Raw genomic sequence first — 15,839 nt, 5'->3', positions numbered from 1 at the left:
GGGAGAAGGTGGATCGGCGCGCAGCGCCGAGACGGTTGAGGGGTGTTGGAAGAAACGAGACGGCGGCGATCCCTGGAGCACCCCTCATCCGACCGAGCTCCGCTCGGCCACCTTCTCCCACAAGGGGAGAAGGGGGGCTGGTCACACCGTCAGTGCCTCTACTGCGCGCATGACGCCGCGCAGTTCGGCGAGGCCCTTCAGGCGGCCGATGCAGGAATAGCCGGGGTTCACCTTTTTGCCGATGTCGTCGACGATCGCGTGGCCATGGTCCGGACGCATCGGGATCTGCCAGTCCGCCCTGCCTGCCGCCTTGCGCCGCCGCTCTTCGCCAATCAGCGCCGACACGACCGCCACCATGTCGGTGTCGCCGTCGAGGTGCTCGGCTTCGTGGAAGGAGCCGTCTGGCTCCTTGGTGACGTTGCGCAGATGGGCGAAATGGATGTTTTCGGCGAAGGCCTTGGCCATCGTCGGCAGATCGTTCTGCGCGCCCGCCCCGTAGGAGCCGGTGCACAGCGTCAACCCGTTGGCCGGCGAAGCGACGGCGTCGAGCAGCGCGCGGGCATCATTGGCGTTGGAAACGATGCGCGGCAGGCCGAACAGCGAAAAAGGTGGATCGTCGGGATGGATCGCCATCCTGACGCCGGCCTCTTCGGCCACCGGCACGATCTCGCGCAGGAAGGCAAACAGGTTTTCGCGCAGACCTTCGGTTGAGATGTCCTTGTAGAGGTCGAGGGCACGGCGGAAGCTTGCCCGATCGAAGATGAATTCGCGCGCCGGAACCCAGCCGATCAGGTTGCGCTCCAGCCTTGCCTTGTCGCTGTCGCTCATCCCTTGCAGTCGCACACGCGCGGCCTCGACGCGGGCCGGCGGGTGATCGGCCTCCGCCCCTTCTCGCTCAAGGATGAAGACGTCATAGGCGCAGAGCTCGACGACATCGAAGCGCAGCGCCGTGCCGCCATGCGGCATGGGATAATCGAGGTCTGTGCGCGTCCAGTCGGTGATCGCCATGAAATTATAGCAGACGGTATTGATCCCGGCGGCGGCGACGGAGCGGACCGACGCCTTGTAATTGTCGATCAGGGTGCGCCAGTTGCCGCTGCGGGTCTTGATGTCCTCATGGACGACAATGCTTTCGACCACATCCCAGGTCAGGCACGCTGCCTCGATGTCGGCCTTGCGCCTGGCGATCTCGTCCGCCGGCCAGGCGCGGCCGTCATTGAGGTGATGCAGCGCGCTGACGATGCCGACGGCGCCGGCTTGACGGACATGGGCAAGCGTCACCGGATAGTCTGGCCCGAACCAGCGCCAGGTTTGTCTCATGGCTTCTCACTCCCTATGCCAAGCGCCACGAAGGCAGCGGCAGGTCCGCCCCGCCGCAGGCGCTCGAGATGGGCTGCCGTCAGATCGATCAGTGTCATGCGGTGGGAATGGTCTTTGGCGAAGCCGGCGAGATCGAATATCGCTGTCACCGTTTCATCAGCCGGCCGGCTGCCGAGCGCCGTGAGCGGAGTGTCGATCGGGTCGGTAAAATGGGCTTCCGGCAAGGTTTTGCCGCGCGCCTCGCAAGCGGCGATCCAGGCCGCCACCACCAACATGAGATGCGCGGGCGGGTCACCGGCGCTCAGTCGATCGAGGGCCGAGGCGACTATGCGCTGCGGCAGCTTCTGGCTGCCGTCATTGGCGATCTGCGCCGTGCGATGGGCGAGCGCGGTGTTCGAATAGCGTTCGGCGAGCTGGGCCGTGTAGCCGGCCGTATCGAGCCCGGCGTCCTGCGGCAGTGTCGGGATGGCCTCGGCCCATAGTCCGTCGACGAATTGCCGGATCGCCTGATTGGCAAAGGCGCGGTCGACCGTGTCGTAGCCGCTGAGCAGGCCGAGATAGGCGATTGCCGAATGCGAACCGTTGAGCAGCCGCAGCTTCATGTCCTCGAAGGGCCCGACGTCGCCGACCATGGTGACGCCGAACTTTTCCCAGATCGGCCTGCCTGCCGGGAAATCATCCTCGACCACCCACTGGCAGAACGGCTCGGTCATCACCGGCCAGGCATCCTCGATGCCGAGCTCGACGGCGATACGCGCCCGGTCGGTATCGGTGGTCGCCGGCACGATGCGGTCGACCATGCTCGACGGGAAGGCGACGCCGTCGGCGATGTGCCCGGCAAGGCCGGGATCGCGCAGTGCCGCGAATTCGACCAGCAGGCGGTGCAGCGTGGCGCCATTGGCCGGAAGGTTGTCGCAGCAGAGCACGGTGAAAGGCTTGATGCCGGCGAAACGGCGGCGCGACAGCGCTTCGGTGAGAAAACCATGCGCCGTCCGTGGCATTTGCGGGTTAGCCAAATCATGGACGATGTCCGGATGGGTGCTGTCCAGACCGCCGCCGGCTGTTCTCAGATAAGCCTTTTCTGTGATCGTGAGCGTGACGATGCGGGTGCGCTGATCTGTCAGAGCGGCGAGCACCGCAGCTGGATCTTCCGGCGCCACCAGCATCGACAGGATCGAACCGATGACGCGCAGCTCTTCGCCGATGCTGCTCCTGATCGCCAGCGTGTAGAGGCCATCCTGCGGCGCCAGGGCGTCGCGCGTGTCTGGACTGCGCAAGGACACGCCGACAATGCCCCAGTCCGCCTCTCCCGCCGCCAGGCAGTCGTCGACATAGGCCGCCTGATGGGCGCGATGGAACGCACCGACGCCGAGATGGACGATGCCCGGTGCGACGCCGCCGCGGGCGTAGCGCGGAACCGCGACCGAAGCCGGCAGTGCCGTCAGCGTGCTGTTGGAAAGGCGTCTGTTGGTCATTGCGCCACGTGTCTGATCGAGATTGTTGGGTCCCTGCTGGCAGGCGGCGTAACACCCGATGCCGTCACGCACAATGGGCAATGGCCGACGAAAAGTCATCATACAACAACCCAGTTTTTGTATGTTGACATTATTTCTTTCCAACCCTACCGATGTCCGTGTTGGGAGGATCTACGTGGCCGCATTGACGGATCCGGATTTGCTGTTTGCCGCCGAGGCGCGCTCGCTTTCGCTGGCCCGCGATCTCTACGCCGCGGTCAAGGATCTGCCGATCGTCAGCCCGCACGGCCACACCGATCCGCGCTGGTATGCGCTCAACGAGGCGTTTCCCGATCCGGCGCAATTGCTGATCGTGCCGGACCACTACATTTTCCGCATGCTGTTCAGCCAGGGCGTTCGGCTTGAGGAGCTTGGAGTGCCGACGCTTGACGGCTCGCCGGTGGAGACCGACGGCAGAACGATCTGGCGGCGCTTCGCCAAGCATTATTACCTGTTTCGGGGTACGCCGACCCGGCTGTGGTTCGACCATGCGCTCGCCCATCTGTTCGGCATCGACGAGCCGCTGAATGCCAAGACAGCCGACCGCCACTACGACACGATCGCGACGCTGCTGCAGCGTGAAGACTATCGCCCTCGGGCGCTGTTCGAGCGCTTCAACATCGAGGTCATCGCGACGACCGAAGGTGCGCTCGACGATCTCAGATGGCACCAGATGATCCGCGACAGCGGCTGGGAGGGCCGCGTCGTTACCGCCTATCGGCCGGATGCGGTCGTCGATCCCGATTTCGAAGGTTTTTCGGCCAATCTCGACCGACTTGGCGACATCACCGGCTGCGACACCGGCACTTGGGCCGGCTATCTCGATGCGCATCGCCAGCGGCGCGCCTTCTTCAAGAGTTTCGGTGCGACGTCCTCCGATCACGGCCATCCGACGGCCGACACCGCTAATCTTTCGGATGCCGCCGCCGCGGAGCTGTTCAACCGTATCCGCCGGGGCTCGGACGACGAGCGCGAGCGAAAACTGTTTCGCGCCCAGATGCTGACCGAGATGGCCAAGATGAGCCGCGACGACGGGCTGGTCCTGCAGATCCATCCCGGCTCCTGGCGCAATCATTCGCCTTCTATCTTTCAGAAGTTCGGCAGGGACAAAGGCTTCGACATCCCGACCCGAACCGATTATGTGACGGCGCTGAAGCCGCTGCTCGACTGCGTCGGGCTGGAACGCGACCTCACCATCATCCTCTTCACCCTCGACGAGACCAGTTATGCGCGCGAGCTGGCGCCGCTCGCCGGCGTCTACCCGGCATTGAAGCTCGGGCCGGCCTGGTGGTTCCACGACAGCCCCGAAGGCATGCGCAGGTTCCGTGAGATGACCACCGAAACGGCTGGTTTCTACAACACCGTCGGTTTCAACGACGACACCCGCGCCTTTCCATCCATACCGGCCCGCCACGATGTGGCGCGCCGGGTCGATTGCGCTTTTTTGGCGCGTCTCGTCACTGAGCATCGGCTCGGCGAAGACGAGGCGCACGAGCTGGCGCAGGAACTTGCCTATACGCTCGCGAAAAAGGCGTACCGGCTCTAACGGCGCTTGCCGCCATCGTTTCAAAAACGGGAGGAAACCAATGCTGCATTTTTCTAGACTGGCGGGAGCTACGCTAGTTGCCGCCGCACTGCTGGCCGGATCGGCAAGCGCCCAGACGGTCCTGCGCTCGTCCGACACCCACCCGGATGGCTATCCGACGGTCGAGGCGGTCAAATATTTCGGCGAGCTGGTGAAGGAGCGCACGGCCGGCCGCTATGTGGTCGAGATCTATCCTTCCGCGCAACTTGGCGAGGAAAAGGACACGATCGAGCAGGTGCGCACCGGCGTGATCGATCTCAACCGTGTTTCGATGGCGCCGTTCAACGGGCTCATCCCCGAGACCACCGTGCCCTCGCTGCCCTACATCTTCCGTTCGGAAGACCATATGCACAAGGTCATGGACGGGGCGATCGGCGACCAGATCGCGGCGGCGTTCGACCAGGTCGGGCTGGTGCTGCTCGCCTTCTACGACGGCGGTGCCCGCTCCTTCTACAATTCGAAGAAGCCGATCAACACCGTAGCCGATATGGCCGGCATGAAGTTTCGCGTCATCCAGTCCGACATCTTCGTCGACATGGTGGCGGCACTCGGCGCCAACGCGACGCCGATGCCGTATGGCGAAGTGTATTCGGCGATCGAGACCGGGGTCATCGACGGCGCGGAGAATAATTTTCCGAGCTACGACACCGCCAAGCATGCGGAAGTCGCCAAGTATTATTCGCTCGACGAGCACACGATGGTGCCGGAAGCCTTCGTCATGGCGAAGTCGAGCTGGGACAAGCTGACGCCGGAAGACCAGGCGATCTTCAAGGCGGCCGCCAAGGAAAGCGTCGCCAAGCAGCGCGAGCTGTGGACCGCCAAGGTCAAGGAATCGCGCGCCAAGGTCGAGGCGGCGGGTTCGCAGATCACGACGCCGGACAAGCAGCCCTTCATCGACGCGATGGGGCCGGTCTACGAGAAGCACGTCAAGGACGACAAGCTGAAGGCCATGGTCGAAGCCATCAAGGCCGTGCAGTGATCAAGCGGCGGCGCGGACATTCCGCGCCGCCATCCTCTTGCGGAGAAAACCGGTGACTTCCAGCCCAAAACCAAGACCGCTTCTGTCCGGCGTCGCGCAAGTGATGTCGCGCGTCAGCACGGCGGCGCTGTCGATCGCCGGCATCGGGCTGGTGCTGATGACCGCCTTCGTCGCCTGGCAGGTGTTCGGCCGCTATGTTCTGAACCGTTCGCCGAGCTGGACTGAGCCGGGCTCGGTGATGCTGATGAGCTGGTTCATTTTCCTCGGCGCTGCCGTCGGTGTGCGCGAGAACTACCATCTTGGCTTCGATGTACTGCTCTACGTGCTGCCGAAAGGCGGCAAGCGCTGGCTGCGGATGATTTCGGATCTTGTCGCGCTCGCCTTCGGCATCGGCATGATCTGGTATGGCAGCCAGCTGGTCGCATTGACCTGGGGCTCCGTCTTGCCGTCACTCGGCATATCGGGGGGCTGGGACTATGTCCCGCTTGTCGCGGGAGGCGCGCTCATCGTGCTCTTCACGCTGGAGCGCATCGTGCTTCGCCTCTCCGGCGCGCCGATCGACGATGCCCTCGATGAACTGCCGCCGGCCGAAGTCGCGGCCGAACTCGACACCGCCAACGTGAAGGTCTGACGCCATGGAACTGTGGATTCTCTTCGGCGTCTTCACCCTGCTGATGCTTATCGGCACGCCGATCGCTTTCTGCCTGGGCGTCGCAAGCCTCGCCACCGTCCTCTATATGGGCCTGCCGCCGCTCATCGTGTTCCAGCGCCTGAATTCCGGCATGAGCGTCTTTTCGCTGCTGGCCATTCCGTTTTTCATCTACGCCGGCGATTTGATGGTGCGCGGCGGCATCGCCAGCAAGATCGTTGCCTTCGCTGGCTCGCTCGTCGGCCATTTGCGCGGCGGCCTCGGCCAGGTCAACATCGCCACCGCTACACTGTTCGGCGGCATTTCCGGCTCAGCGGTGGCGGAGGCAGCGGCGGTAGGCGGCCTGATGATCCCGCAGATGAAGGCGCGCGGATATGGAGCGGACTACGCCGTCAATGTCACGTCGATGGCGGCGCTGATCGCACTGCTCCTGCCGCCGTCGCACAACATGATCATCTACTCGATCTCGGCAGGCGGAAAGATCTCCATCGCCGATCTGTTCACGGCCGGTATCATCCCGGGCCTGCTACTGGCCCTGTCGCTGATGGTCACCGCCTATATCGTGGCGCGCTCCCGCGGCTATCCGACCGAGGCGTTTCCGGGCTTCACCGCGGTCGCGCATCTTTTCGCCGTCGCCGTGCCCGGCCTGCTGCTGATCGCGATCATCTTCGGCGGCGTGCGATCGGGCGTCTTCACCGCCACCGAGAGTTCCTGTATCGCCGTCATCTATGCGCTGCTCGTGACCGTCTTCGTTTACCGGCAGATGACCTGGGAAGGGTTCGTTCATGCCACCCATGGCGCCGTGCGCACCACTGCCATGGTGCTGCTCATCATCGGCATGGCGGCGGCGTTCTCGTGGCTGATGGCCTTCCTGAAAGTGCCGGCAGCGCTCATCGCCTCCATGAATGCGATCTCGGACGATCCGCTGGTCGTGCTTCTGCTGCTCAACCTCTTGATGCTGTTCCTCGGCACCTTCATGGACATGGGGCCGACGATCATCATTTGCACGCCGATCTTCCTGCCCGTGGCGCAGGCCTACGGCGTCGATCCGGTGCATTTCGGCGTCATCATGATCCTCAATTTCGGCATTGGGCTGAACACGCCGCCGGTGGGCGCAGTGCAGTTCGTGGCATGCGCAGTGGGCAAGATATCCGTGTGGGAATCGATGCGCTCGATCTGGCCGTTCTATGGCGCAGGCCTCGTGGTGCTGGGGCTCGTCACTTACATTCCGGCCATTTCGCTGTGGCTGCCGAGCGTCTTCAAATAGGAGGTGCGACATGGCCTCGGACACCGCAGCTGGCCTCCGCGTCGAACGAAGACCGAAACTTTCGGAAACCGTCGTTGCGGCGATCCGCAAGCAGCTGCAGGCGGGCGAGATCCAGCCTGGGCAAAAGCTGCCGACCGAGGGCCAGCTGACGGAAACCTTCGGGGTCAGCCGCACCGTGATACGCGAGGCGCTGGCCAAGCTTGCCGCGGACGGCCTCGTCGAACCGCGCCAAGGCGCCGGCGTCTTCGTCACCGAGCATATCTCGACAGCGTTCGGTGCTCTGGCAGCAGAGATGGGCAGCAAGGATTCGATCGCCCTCAACGTGCTCGAAGTCAGGTTGGCGATCGAAATCGAATCCGCCGGGCTCGCCGCCATCCGGCGCAACGCCGCGCAGGAAGCGGCAATCCAGGAAGCCTTCTTCGAGTTCGAACGGCTGCTCCTCAACAGCGAGCCGACTGGACCGGCCGACCTTGCCTTCCACCGCGCAATCGCCAGCGCCACCAACAATCCGTTCTATGTCGAGATGCTCGACGTGCTCGGCCGGCGCGCCATTCCTTGCGATGTGACCTCGCCCTGGTCGACCGAGTTCGCACAGTCCGACGCCTACCAGCGCGGCCTGCAGCGCGAACACCTGATGATCCTCAACGCCATCTCGGCAGGCGATGCCGAAGCGGCGCGGGAGGCGATGCGCGCGCATCTCGGTGCCAGCCAGCAGCGCTATCGCGAGCGCCTGCACGCGCGCCAGATTTTTTATGCCGACTCGGTCAAGGCCGCGGCAACTGAATAAGCAATTGAGGCAGCCCCATGGGACAGCAATGAATCACACTGACAATCATACGGACTTCACCTCCCGCTTCGCCATCGATCCTGTTTCTGCCGCAGCCATGGGAACGGACGAGCTGCGACACAATTTCCTGATCGAGGACTTGTTCCGGCCCGGCCGCATCGGCCTGACCTACACCCATTACGACCGCATGATCGTCGGCGGCGCCATGCCCGCCGGTACACAGCTGCCGCTGCAGGCGATCAAGCCGACCGGGACCAAGAATTTTCTCGACCGCCGTGAGATGATCATCGTCAACATCGCCGGTGCAGGCGTCGTGAAAGCCGGCGGTCAATCCTACGAGTTGCAGGCGCGCGACATGCTCTATCTCGGCATGGGCACCGATGAGGTATCGTTCGCTGCGATCAATCCGGCAGCGCCGGCTAAATTCTACCTGCTCAGCGCGCCGGCGCATCAGGGCCATCCCAACCGGCTGATCCGCATCGGCGATGCCAAGCGGCTCGATCTCGGCAGCCAGGCGACCTCCAACGAGCGCTCGATCTTCCAGTTCATCCATGCCGATGGGGTAAAGACCTGTCAGCTTGTCGTCGGCATGACGCAGCTTGCCCCCGGTTCGGTCTGGAACACCATGCCATGCCATGTGCATGACCGGCGCATGGAGGCCTATCTCTATTTCGACCTGCCGGAGGCGGCGCGGGTGTTTCACTTCATGGGCGAACCGGACGAAACGCGCCATCTCGTCATGCGCAACGAGGAGGCGGTGCTGTCGCCGGGATGGTCGATCCATTCGGGCGCCGGCACCTCCAACTACGCCTTCATCTGGGCGATGGCCGGCGATAATGTCGACTATACCGATGTCGACCTGGTGGCGATGGAGGAGCTCAAGTGAGCGATCTCTCGGCCTTCAGCCTTGCCGGCAAGCGCATCCTCGTCACCGGCGCCAATACCGGCATCGGCCAGGGCATCGCCGTGTCGATCGCGCGCGCCGGCGGCGCGGTCGTCGGCGTCGGCCGGTCGGCGATGGACGAGACGGCGGAGAAGATTGCGGCTGTCGGCGGCCGCTTCGAGGCGGTCCGCTGCGATCTTGGTGATGATGCAGCTGCCCAGGCGATGCTTGACCGCGTCTGGGACGGCACCGGACCGCTCGATGGCCTGGTCAACAATGCCGGCATCATCCGGCGTGCCGATGCGGTCGACCTCACCGAAGCCGACTGGGACGACGTCATGGGCGTCAATCTGAAGACGGTGTTCTTCCTCAGCCAGAGTTTTGCCAGGCGCGTACTTGCCGAGCCGGGGCGGCGCGGCAAGATCGTCAACATCGCCTCGGTGCTGAGTTTCCAGGGCGGCATCCGCGTCGCCTCCTACACCGCCTCCAAACATGGCGTGCTCGGCATCACCCGGCTGCTTGCCTGCGAATGGGCGGCAAAGGGCATCAATGTCAACGGCATTGCGCCGGGCTATATCGAGACCAACAACACCGAGGCGCTGCGCGCCGATCCCGACCGCAGCGCCTCGATCCTGGCGCGCATCCCGGCCGGACGCTGGGGCGCGCCGGAAGACATCGGCGACGCAGCCGTCTTCCTGCTGGCGCCGGCGTCGAACTATATGCATGGCGCGGTGGTGCCGGTGGATGGCGGCTGGCTGGCGCGATGAACAGCGACGATGAGAGTCTGACGATGACCGGAACCAAAATCTTCTCGCATGCCGGCGAGGCTGCGTGGACGCCGACGCCGGATGGCAACCGCCGGCGCGTGCTCCTGCACACCGACGAACTGATGATGGTCGAGTTCGGTTTCGACAAGGGCGGGGTCGGCGCGCTGCATTCGCACCCGCATGTCCAGGCAAGCTACGTCGCCGAAGGCCGCTTCGAAGTGACCATCGACGGCAGGACCGAGATCCTGGAAACCGGCAGCAGCTTCATCGTTCCTTCCAACCTTGTCCATGGCGTCAAGGCGCTGCAGGCGGGACGGCTGGTCGACAGCTTCACGCCGCACCGCGCCGATTTCCTCGACTGAGCTGCGGGCCCGAAGATCAGGCAGCCGGTTCTCAGAACGAAAAAACCCGCGCCTCCGGAGAGACGCGGGCGTGTTGCCTGGGCGCTTGTGGCGCCGCGGTACTCAAAACATCACCGCAGAACCTGAACCTGCCGAATGATGGTGAAGATAGGATTAACCGCTCCGAAGCGGTGCGATATTCACAGTCAAAGCGAATAGGGGCTGGAACGACGGCCTCATATCGGCCAATGAGTGAGAAGTTCGCCTCAGGCGGTGCCGCGGACAGGACCAGAGGGGTCGATAAATGTTCGAATCTGCTGTCCAGGCAATCACCTGGCGATTCGCCGGGGAATTTCGGCAGGTCGTATCCCCGAAAGTTCTGTAATGCAGGTAGCAGCGAGCATCCCGACAGAGGATTCCAAGCGGCGCGTCCTGAAGGATGTATTCGGCTTCGATGACTTTCGTCTCGGCCAGGCGGCCGTGATGGAGGCGCTACTGGCCGGGCATCATGTGCTGGCTGTCATGCCGACCGGCGCCGGCAAATCGCTCTGCTACCAGGTCCCGGCACTGGTGCTGGGCGGGCTCACAATTGTCGTTTCGCCGCTGGTGGCCCTGATGCAGGATCAGGTCGCCGCATTGCGCCTTGCCGGCGTGGCGGCCGATACGATCAATTCCTCGCTCGACCGCGATGCCAATGTCGCTGCATGGCGCCGTGTCGCGGCAGGCCAGACGCGCCTGCTCTATCTTGCACCGGAGCGGCTAATGACCGTGCGAATGCTCGAGGCGTTGACCAAGCTCGATGTCCGGCTGATCGCCATCGACGAGGCACATTGCATCTCCCAATGGGGACCGGCGTTCCGGCGCGAATACGAAGAATTGTCGAGACTACGTGATATCTTCCCGAAAGTGCCGATCATTGCGTTGACGGCGACGGCGGACGAGACGACGCGCACCGACATTGCCGCGCAACTGTTCGACGGGCGCGTCGATACCGTGGTGCTCGGCTTCGACCGGCCGAACATCAAGCTAGGCATTGAGCCCAAGCAGGACAGCAAGCGCCAATTGCTAAACTTCGTGCAGCGCCATGCCGGCCGCAGCGGGATCGTCTATTGCCTGTCACGCAAAAAGACCGAAGAGATGGCGGCGTTCCTCGAGCGGAACGGCGTACGCGCGCTCGCCTATCATGCCGGCATGAGCAAGGACGCGCGTGAAGCGAATCAAAACGCTTTCATGACCTTGTCCGGCGTGGTGATGGTGGCGACCATCGCCTTCGGCATGGGGATCGACAAGCCGGACGTCGCCTATGTCTTCCACACCGACCTGCCGGGCAGCTTGGAGGCCTATTATCAGGAAATCGGGCGGGCGGGCCGCGACGGGCGGGCGGCCGAGGCACATATGCTGTTCGGTCTCGGCGATATCCGCATGCGCCGGCTTTTCATCGAAGACGAGGACGCACCGGCTGAGCACAAAAGGCGCGCGCATGGCCGGCTCGAAACGCTGATCGGTTATTGCGAGACGACGCAGTGCCGCCGTCAGATCCTGCTTGGCTATTTCGGCGAAAGTGCTTCGCCTTGCGGCAATTGCGACAACTGCCTCGACCAGGCGCCGCATGCGGATGGCGAGGCGGAGGCACGGCTCATCCTGGCGGCGATCGCACAGACCGGCGAGCGCTTCGGCGTCGCCCATGTCGTCGATGTCCTGCTCGGCCATGAGACCGAGAAGGTCCTGGACAGGAACCACCACAGGCTTGCCAGCTTCGGCACCGGTGTGGCGCATAAAAAGAGTTTCTTGCTGTCGCTGCTCCGCCAACTCGTCGCGGGAGGGTTCCTGACATTGGACTCAGCCGGCCATGGCGGCCTCGCCATTGCCGAGAAGGGCCGTGCGCTGGCCCGGGGCGAGGCCTCGTTCCGGTATCGCGTGGACGCGCGCCAGTCATCGCGAGGCAAGATACGTCCTGAGGATATCGCAGCGGGCACGGAAGGTCTGGATTCGGCGCTGCTGGCCGCGCTCAAGGCTGTGCGGCTGCGTCTTGCCCGGGAACGCCAGGTGCCGGCCTTCGTGATCTTTTCGGATCGTACGCTGATCGATATGGCCGAACGCTGCCCGCGTGATCTGGACGCCTTCGCCGCGGTCAACGGCGTCGGCGCCGCCAAGCTCAAGGATTTCGGCGAGATATTCCTCGGCGCGATCGCTGCGCATCAATCCGGGGTGGCGGGCTGAAGACCCACTTCAGTGACGCAATCAGCACCGGCTTCGTCTCGCCGCCGCAATCGCAGCCTCCTGCTGCCGCAAGCGCTCGATCTTCGCACTTTGGCGGGCAGCCACGGTCGAGGCGACACGCTGCCCTCCCAACAGCCAGCCCGGAATGTTGGTGTGGACGACTTTGCCACGAGCGATGGCTGTCGCCGACATTTCGTCGGCGACAGCGCCCATCGCCACGTTGAGCTCGACGCAACTCATCTTGTCGTATTTCGCAGCATCAAAGGATGCCGGCAAAGGCGATGCGCAACTTCCGACAAACATGAGGCTGCATATCAGAGGCGCGGCCGTGGAGATCGCCTTCATTCCCTTATCAAGCACATTGATGCCGGACGGGCGCATTTCCGGAGGTTCTCGATCTCAGGCGGCGAAGCGCTCCCGAGGTTCCGCGTAACTGAAGCATGTGACCTCTACAATACCCTGTGCTGACCGACCTGTTTGTCTTCAAAGAATTCCGAGAGAGCCGCTGCCGTCTTGTCGGGGTGCTCTTCCGGGAAAAAGTGCCCGCCTTGGACAGCGCGTCCTGCCACTCTGTCGGCCCATTTCCTCCAGATGGCCAGCGGCCCGCCTTCTTGCGCATACCAGTTCTCCAGGGCGCCTTCGCCACTCCATAGCGCCAGTAGCGGACAGTCGATGCGACGACCGTTTGCGCGGTCCAACGCGTCATGTTCACGATCGATCGTCGCAGCGGCGCGATACTCTTCGCAGATGGCATGAATATGCGCGGGATCGCGAAGCGCATCAACATAGGCGTTCCTGACCTCTTTGGAGACCATTTTCGCCGACGATCCCCACTGCGTTATTGCATCGTCGACGACGGCATCGGGAGCCGCGCCGATCAGACGCTCCGGCAGGGGCTCCGGCTGGGCAAGAAGGCTCCAGGGCCAGAAGCCAAGCACCAGTCTGGCATCCGCCCGATCCCATGTTGCGGCGGTGGGGATGATGTCGAGGACGGCGATTTTGAGCACGTTGTCGGGATGGTCCAGCGCCAGGCGATAGGCAACCCGCCCGCCACGATCATGCCCGGCAACCATGAACCGCTCAAACCCCATTTGCTTCATGGCCTGAACCATGTCGCCGGCCATGGCGCGTTTGGCGTATGGGCTATGATCGGCAGAGGAAACCGGACATCCGCTTTGCCCATAGCCTCGAAGGTCGGCGGCGACCACCGTGAAGCGGAGCGCCAAGGCTGCGGCGATATCCCTCCACATCAGATGCGTTTCTGGAAAACCGTGAAGAAGCAGCAGCGGCGGACCGGTGCCTCCGACCCTTGCGAAAATCGTCGTATCGTCCAGTCGTAGGCTGGTGGCTCTGAAACCTGCAAACACCGTCAGCTTCCTCCGCGCCCTTAGGAAAGCTGCCTAAGGGCGCTAACGGCCGCCTGAGGCGAAAACCCCGGCCGCGATGGCCAGGGTTCAAGCCGGCCAGTTGCTAAAATCGAAACCAGACCCAGACGCGCCTGCGGAAGCACCGCCTGCGCCGATAGCCGTTTCGCCAGTAAACGCGACAGACCCTTCTCCAAGCGCGCCGGCGGCGCCGGCGCGGCATGTGCCACCGGCGATGATAGACTGGTTGCAACTCTGCTTGAGTTTCATCGTCGTCGAAGGTCTCGACATCCGGCGCCTCGAGTTCATCGAGAATGCCGCTTCTGGCAGTTGGAACGCCGGCCACTGCGTTGATTGGCCGAACCGTGCTTGCAAGGGCCGCGGCCCCGGCAATGCCAAACATTCCTGTCAAAAATAGTCGCCGATCCATGGAAACCTCCCAGTCTTCAACCAGCGATAGAACAAGCTAACGATGGGGAGATAGCGCAGTCGGTGCAGACGCCTAGTGCCGCACGGCTATTAGCGGGTGGTCCGGTCGGCCGGAGGGTGTTGGCTCGTCCTCGAAGTGGGATGGCTACCTCGATCGACAAACACCCGGAGCTTTTTGAATTGATGGCGGGCCGAAAACAATGAAGATCGAATGAGGTCTACGCCATAGCCACGCAATTCACGCTACTCGCGGTGCAAGGAGGCTTGACTGCCATCCTACCAGAAGGTAGGTAAAAGCATGAGCAACTTGTCTACCACCTCTGACGACATCCTGGCTTGTGCACGTTCACTGATCGTGGCTGGCGGCTACAACGGTTTCAGTTATGCCGACATTGCTGAAGTGGTCGGGATCCGTAAGGCGAGCATCCATCACCATTTCCCAAGCAAGGTCGATCTGGTTCGGACGCTGGTTGCGCGGTATCGCGAAGAAACTGAAGCGGGGATGGCAAATGTCGAACTTCACGAATCCGATCCGCTCGAACAGTTGCGGATCTATGCCGGGTATTGGGAAGCCTGCATCGCGAACGCCAGCGCCCCGTTTTGTATCTGCGCGCTGTTGGCAAGCGAGCTCCCCGTGCTGCCCGAGGAAGTTAGCCTTGAGGTCCGGGCGCATTTCCGCTCGCTGTCGGCTTGGCTGACATCGGTGATGGAGCGCGGTGCGCGGCACGGCCAATTTCGACTGATGAGTACCCCTCGTGCCGAGGCTGAAGCGTTCATGGCGACCGTTCACGGCGCGATGCTCTCAGCCCGGGCCTATGGCGATCCGAAGATATTCGCCGTCGTGACCGGCCCGCTCCTGGAGCGGCTCCGCGCTTCCCCCCGGATACCAGCCTAGATCTCAACTAACCATAATTAGCAATCACTCCGCGACGTTCGTCGAGAGTCCCTACCTACTAGTCGAAAGGTTTATCCAATGACGGCTTACAGTAACAATCTTTTCCGCGCCAGCCAGGAACAATGGCTCAAGCTCTATTACTTCGCTCGGACGGCGTTCTCGGCTGTCTGGGTGGCGGCTGCCTTTACGGTGGGGCAGCATTCCGGGGTGGTCGCGGCGGTTTTGCTCGTGGCTTATCCTGCATGGGATGCCCTGGCCAATTTTGTCGACGCATCGCGCAGCGGAGGATTGGGACAGAATCGCACCCAGGCCATCAACGTCGTGGTCAGTGTGGCGACAACGTTCGCGGTCGTTGTTGCGCAGAAGATGAGCATGAACTGGGTGCTGGGCGTGTTCGGCCTATGGGCGATCCTGTCCGGCCTGCTTCAACTCGGTACCGCTGTCCGCCGTTGGAAGAGCTCTGGTGCGCAGTGGGCGATGGTCCTGAGCGGAGGGCAGTCAGCACTGGCAGGCACGTTTTTCATCGCACAGGCGCGGATGCCGATGCCGCCATCGATCACCAACGTGGCCGGCTATGCCGCAGTAGGCGCCCTCTACTTCCTGGTTTCGGCGGTGTGGCTGAGCGTGAGCCAATTGCGGCGGAAAGCTGCATAGCGTGCCATCTTGAGCCATTACCGGCGCGATGAGAGATGCTGTTACCTAATGTCTCCGGGTTGGCCACATTGAGCGGCCCGAGACATAGCTGACGATTTGGACCGGACACATAGGTAACACTTTTCGGTTTTTGCCGGGAGGTGTTGATGCCGTGGAGAGAGTGTTCGGTGATGGAGGAACGTCTT

Annotated in this window: 15 protein-coding genes; 11 read left to right on the top strand and 4 right to left on the bottom strand. The window is 63.0% G+C overall.

Annotation, left to right across the window (positions count from 1 at the left end; all coding sequences use genetic code 11):
* Positions 1-141: 141 nt before the first annotated feature.
* Positions 142-1,320, bottom strand: coding sequence for a mannonate dehydratase (gene uxuA, locus NKI63_RS26465; RefSeq protein WP_352823920.1), 1,179 nt, complete (start codon positions 1,318-1,320; stop codon positions 142-144).
* The gene (locus NKI63_RS26460) at positions 1,317-2,795 is read right to left on the bottom strand and encodes a mannitol dehydrogenase family protein (protein WP_352823919.1); all 1,479 of its coding nucleotides are present in this window, start codon (positions 2,793-2,795) and stop codon (positions 1,317-1,319) included. Before NKI63_RS26460 ends, uxuA begins: the two co-directional genes overlap by 4 nt.
* A 175-nt stretch (positions 2,796-2,970) precedes the next feature.
* Between NKI63_RS26460 and uxaC the strand changes: the two genes are divergently transcribed.
* The 9 genes from uxaC to recQ all read left to right on the top strand — a co-directional run bounded on the left by uxaC (position 2,971) and on the right by recQ (position 12,312).
* The gene (gene uxaC, locus NKI63_RS26455) at positions 2,971-4,380 is read left to right on the top strand and encodes a glucuronate isomerase (protein ID WP_352823918.1); all 1,410 of its coding nucleotides are present in this window, start codon (positions 2,971-2,973) and stop codon (positions 4,378-4,380) included.
* A gap of 40 nt (positions 4,381-4,420) precedes the next feature.
* Entirely contained in the window at positions 4,421-5,398 is a 978-nt protein-coding gene (locus NKI63_RS26450; protein ID WP_254820460.1) for a TRAP transporter substrate-binding protein, read from the top strand.
* Between the two features lie 103 nt (positions 5,399-5,501).
* Positions 5,502-6,029 (top strand): TRAP transporter small permease, encoded by a 528-nt coding sequence (locus NKI63_RS26445; RefSeq protein ID WP_023719697.1) that lies wholly within the window; start codon positions 5,502-5,504, stop codon positions 6,027-6,029.
* Positions 6,030-6,033: 4 nt separating this feature from the next.
* Positions 6,034-7,314 carry a TRAP transporter large permease gene (locus tag NKI63_RS26440; RefSeq protein WP_352823917.1) on the top strand — a complete coding sequence of 427 codons (1,281 nt, stop codon included), beginning with the start codon at positions 6,034-6,036 and terminating at the stop codon, positions 7,312-7,314.
* 10 nt (positions 7,315-7,324) lie between these two features.
* Positions 7,325-8,101, top strand: a complete 777-nt coding sequence (locus NKI63_RS26435) for a FadR/GntR family transcriptional regulator (RefSeq protein WP_352823916.1) — start codon at positions 7,325-7,327, stop codon at positions 8,099-8,101.
* Positions 8,102-8,129: 28 nt separating this feature from the next.
* The gene (gene kduI, locus NKI63_RS26430) at positions 8,130-8,987 is read left to right on the top strand and encodes a 5-dehydro-4-deoxy-D-glucuronate isomerase (protein ID WP_352823915.1); all 858 of its coding nucleotides are present in this window, start codon (positions 8,130-8,132) and stop codon (positions 8,985-8,987) included.
* Complete coding sequence (kduD, locus tag NKI63_RS26425; RefSeq protein WP_352823914.1) at positions 8,984-9,751, top strand: 2-dehydro-3-deoxy-D-gluconate 5-dehydrogenase KduD; 768 nt, start codon at positions 8,984-8,986, stop codon at positions 9,749-9,751. Before kduI ends, kduD begins: the two co-directional genes overlap by 4 nt.
* A gap of 23 nt (positions 9,752-9,774) precedes the next feature.
* Positions 9,775-10,113 carry a cupin domain-containing protein gene (locus NKI63_RS26420; protein WP_352450889.1) on the top strand — a complete coding sequence of 113 codons (339 nt, stop codon included), beginning with the start codon at positions 9,775-9,777 and terminating at the stop codon, positions 10,111-10,113.
* A gap of 363 nt (positions 10,114-10,476) precedes the next feature.
* Positions 10,477-12,312: a DNA helicase RecQ gene (recQ, locus tag NKI63_RS26415; RefSeq protein WP_352823913.1), complete on the top strand. Its 1,836-nt coding sequence runs from the start codon at positions 10,477-10,479 to the stop codon at positions 12,310-12,312.
* Positions 12,313-12,333: 21 nt separating this feature from the next.
* Here recQ and NKI63_RS26410 read toward each other — a convergent pair whose 3' ends face one another.
* Both NKI63_RS26410 and NKI63_RS26405 read right to left on the bottom strand, forming a co-directional pair.
* Positions 12,334-12,693: a hypothetical protein gene (locus tag NKI63_RS26410; RefSeq protein WP_352823912.1), complete on the bottom strand. Its 360-nt coding sequence runs from the start codon at positions 12,691-12,693 to the stop codon at positions 12,334-12,336.
* A gap of 68 nt (positions 12,694-12,761) precedes the next feature.
* Positions 12,762-13,679, bottom strand: a complete 918-nt coding sequence (locus NKI63_RS26405) for an alpha/beta fold hydrolase (RefSeq protein ID WP_352823911.1) — start codon at positions 13,677-13,679, stop codon at positions 12,762-12,764.
* Positions 13,680-14,403: 724 nt separating this feature from the next.
* On the opposite strand from NKI63_RS26405, the gene NKI63_RS26400 reads away from it, so the two are divergent.
* Together NKI63_RS26400 and NKI63_RS26395 are read left to right on the top strand one after the other, a co-directional pair.
* Complete coding sequence (locus NKI63_RS26400; protein ID WP_352823910.1) at positions 14,404-15,000, top strand: TetR/AcrR family transcriptional regulator; 597 nt, start codon at positions 14,404-14,406, stop codon at positions 14,998-15,000.
* Positions 15,001-15,078: 78 nt separating this feature from the next.
* Positions 15,079-15,654, top strand: a complete 576-nt coding sequence (locus NKI63_RS26395) for a DUF308 domain-containing protein (RefSeq protein WP_352613299.1) — start codon at positions 15,079-15,081, stop codon at positions 15,652-15,654.
* Positions 15,655-15,839 lie beyond the last annotated feature (185 nt).

The organism is Mesorhizobium sp. M0410 (assembly GCF_040321435.1).
Taxonomy (GTDB): domain Bacteria; phylum Pseudomonadota; class Alphaproteobacteria; order Rhizobiales; family Rhizobiaceae; genus Mesorhizobium.
The sequence above is the reverse complement of the archived record's forward strand: the minus strand, read 5'-3'. Positions and strand labels throughout refer to the sequence as shown.

What these genes read in the sequence shown, in the direction of transcription:
- kduI (WP_352823915.1), top strand. Translation starts at nt 8,130, where the DNA reads ATGAATCACACTGACAATCATACGGACTTCACCTCCCGCTTCGCCATC.
- NKI63_RS26410 (WP_352823912.1), bottom strand. Translation starts at nt 12,693, where the DNA reads ATGCGCCCGTCCGGCATCAATGTGCTTGATAAGGGAATGAAGGCGATC.
- NKI63_RS26420 (WP_352450889.1), top strand. Translation starts at nt 9,775, where the DNA reads ATGACCGGAACCAAAATCTTCTCGCATGCCGGCGAGGCTGCGTGGACG.
- uxuA (WP_352823920.1), bottom strand. Translation starts at nt 1,320, where the DNA reads ATGAGACAAACCTGGCGCTGGTTCGGGCCAGACTATCCGGTGACGCTT.
- recQ (WP_352823913.1), top strand. Translation starts at nt 10,477, where the DNA reads ATGCAGGTAGCAGCGAGCATCCCGACAGAGGATTCCAAGCGGCGCGTC.
- NKI63_RS26445 (WP_023719697.1), top strand. Translation starts at nt 5,502, where the DNA reads ATGTCGCGCGTCAGCACGGCGGCGCTGTCGATCGCCGGCATCGGGCTG.
- NKI63_RS26435 (WP_352823916.1), top strand. Translation starts at nt 7,325, where the DNA reads ATGGCCTCGGACACCGCAGCTGGCCTCCGCGTCGAACGAAGACCGAAA.
- NKI63_RS26400 (WP_352823910.1), top strand. Translation starts at nt 14,404, where the DNA reads ATGAGCAACTTGTCTACCACCTCTGACGACATCCTGGCTTGTGCACGT.
- NKI63_RS26440 (WP_352823917.1), top strand. Translation starts at nt 6,034, where the DNA reads ATGGAACTGTGGATTCTCTTCGGCGTCTTCACCCTGCTGATGCTTATC.
- NKI63_RS26450 (WP_254820460.1), top strand. Translation starts at nt 4,421, where the DNA reads ATGCTGCATTTTTCTAGACTGGCGGGAGCTACGCTAGTTGCCGCCGCA.
- NKI63_RS26460 (WP_352823919.1), bottom strand. Translation starts at nt 2,795, where the DNA reads ATGACCAACAGACGCCTTTCCAACAGCACGCTGACGGCACTGCCGGCT.
- NKI63_RS26395 (WP_352613299.1), top strand. Translation starts at nt 15,079, where the DNA reads ATGACGGCTTACAGTAACAATCTTTTCCGCGCCAGCCAGGAACAATGG.